Annotated in this window: 2 pseudogenes; both read left to right on the plus strand. The window is 64.3% G+C overall.

Going from position 1 to position 2283, the window contains the following annotated elements:
• Nucleotides 1-727: pseudogene (locus JCM25156_RS24670) on the plus strand (dipeptidase); the annotation flags it as partial.
• An 80-nt stretch (nt 728-807) separates the two neighbouring features.
• Nucleotides 808-2105: pseudogene (ahcY, locus tag JCM25156_RS24675) on the plus strand (adenosylhomocysteinase).
• The last annotated feature ends 178 nt before the right edge of the window (nt 2106-2283 follow it).

Raw genomic sequence — 2283 nt, forward strand, 5'->3', positions numbered from 1 at the left:
GCGCCGCCCACGCGGCGGGTGACATCGTCCTGATCCCGGCGGTCGAGAACGGGTACGCGATCGGGGAGGATCTGTCCCTGATCCCCGCGTTCCGCCGCCTTGGCGCGCGGTACATGACACTGACGCATAACGGCCACAACCGGCTGGCCGACTCGGCGCGCCCCATGCGGCACCTGGGGGATGCGGACAGCGTGCATGGCGGCCTTTCAGCACTTGGCCGCGATGCGGTGGTGGAGATGAACCGCGTGGGCATGCTGGTCGATGTTTCCCACACGGCGCGCAGTACGATGATGCAGGCGCTCGAACTGTCCCGCGCGCCGGTCTTCGCCAGCCATTCGTGCGTACGGAGCCTGTGCGACCACCCGCGCAACCTCGATGACGGGCAGCTTGACGCCTGAAAGACTGCGGCGGCGTGATCCACATCACCGCCATGGACGCCTTCCTGCGCCCGCGCGACGTGCGCGAGACGCGCGCGGTCACGGTGGCGGATTTCGTGGACCATATCGATTACGCCGTGCAACGAATCGGGATCGCGCATGTCGGCATCTCGTCCGATTTCGATGGCGGGGGCGGCATACGCGGCTGGGCCAATGCCGCCGAATCGGGCAACCTGACGGCGGAACTGCTGCGGCGCGGGTATGATCGCGCCCAGATCGCGGCGCTGTGGGGGGAAAATTTCCTCCGCATCATGAAACAGGCCGAAGAGGTGGCCGACACAATGGCGTGAAGATCGCTGTCCGCCCGCTCTGGATCACTTGCGCCCAACCGGCTATATCCTGTGCCGGATTGATGAACATGGGACAAGACATGACCACCAGCACTGACTACAAAGTCAAGGATCTCTCACTGGCCGAATGGGGACGCAAGGAAATCTCCATCGCGGAAGGCGAAATGCCGGGCCTCATGGCCCTGCGCGCGGAATACGGCGCGTCCCAGCCGCTGAAGGGCGCGCGCATCGCGGGCTGCCTGCACATGACGATCCAGACCGCGGTCCTGATCGAGACGCTGACGGCGCTGGGGGCCACGGTCCGCTGGTCTTCGTGCAACATCTTCTCGACGCAGGACCAGGCCGCCGCCGCCATCGCCGCGACGGGCGTGCCGGTCTTCGCCTGGAAGGGCCTGACCGAGGACGAGTTCAACTGGTGCATCGAGCAGACGGTCAGGGGACCGGACGGCTGGACGCCCAACATGATCCTGGATGATGGTGGCGATCTGACCATCCTCATGCATGACAAGTACCCCGATCTGCTCGAAGAGGTGCGCGGCATCTCCGAAGAGACGACAACGGGTGTCCACCGCCTGTGGGAAATGGCCAAGAAGGGCCTGCTCCGCGTTCCGGCCATCAACGTGAACGACAGCGTGACCAAGTCGAAGTTCGACAACCTGTACGGCTGCCGTGAAAGCCTGGTGGACGCCATCCGCCGTGGCACGGACGTGATGATGGCGGGCAAGGTCGCCGTCGTGGCCGGTTACGGCGATGTGGGCAAGGGCTCCGCCGCGTCCCTGCGCAACGCGGGCTGCCGCGTGCTGGTGACGGAAGTCGACCCCATCTGCGCGCTTCAGGCCGCGATGGAAGGCTACGAGGTCGTGACGATGGAACAGGCCGCCCCGCGCGGTGACATCTTCGTGACCGCCACGGGCAACGTGGACATCATCACGCTCGACCACATGCGCGAGATGAAGCACCGCGCCATCGTGTGCAACATCGGTCACTTCGATTCCGAAATCCAGATCGGCGCGCTGCGCAACTTCAAGTGGGACAACATCAAGCCGCAGGTGGATGAGGTCGTCTTCCCCGATGGCAAGCGCCTGATCGTGCTGTCCGAAGGCCGCCTGGTGAACCTGGGCAACGCGACGGGCCATCCGTCCTTCGTCATGTCCGCATCCTTCACCAACCAGACGCTGGCGCAGATCGAACTGTGGAACGCGCCGGAAAACAAGTACGAAAACAAGGTCTATACCCTGCCGAAGCATCTTGATGAAAAGGTGGCGGCACTGCATCTGCCAAGGTGGGCGCCCACCTGTCCAAGATGACGCAGAAGCAGGCCGACTATATCGACGTGCCGGTGAACGGGCCGTTCAAGAACGACCTGTACCGTTACTAAGGCCTGAGTCACCACCACGGGTTCCCGATACGCGTAACCGGCCCGGCATCCGCCGGGCCGGATCCATTATGGAGAACGAGAATATGAGCATCTTCGGTTCAATCATGTCCCGGATCTTCGCGTATACAGGCTGGAGCACGCCAGCGCCGCCACCCCGGCGGCGGCCCCGGCCACGCAG

Source organism: Komagataeibacter kakiaceti JCM 25156, assembly GCF_000613305.1.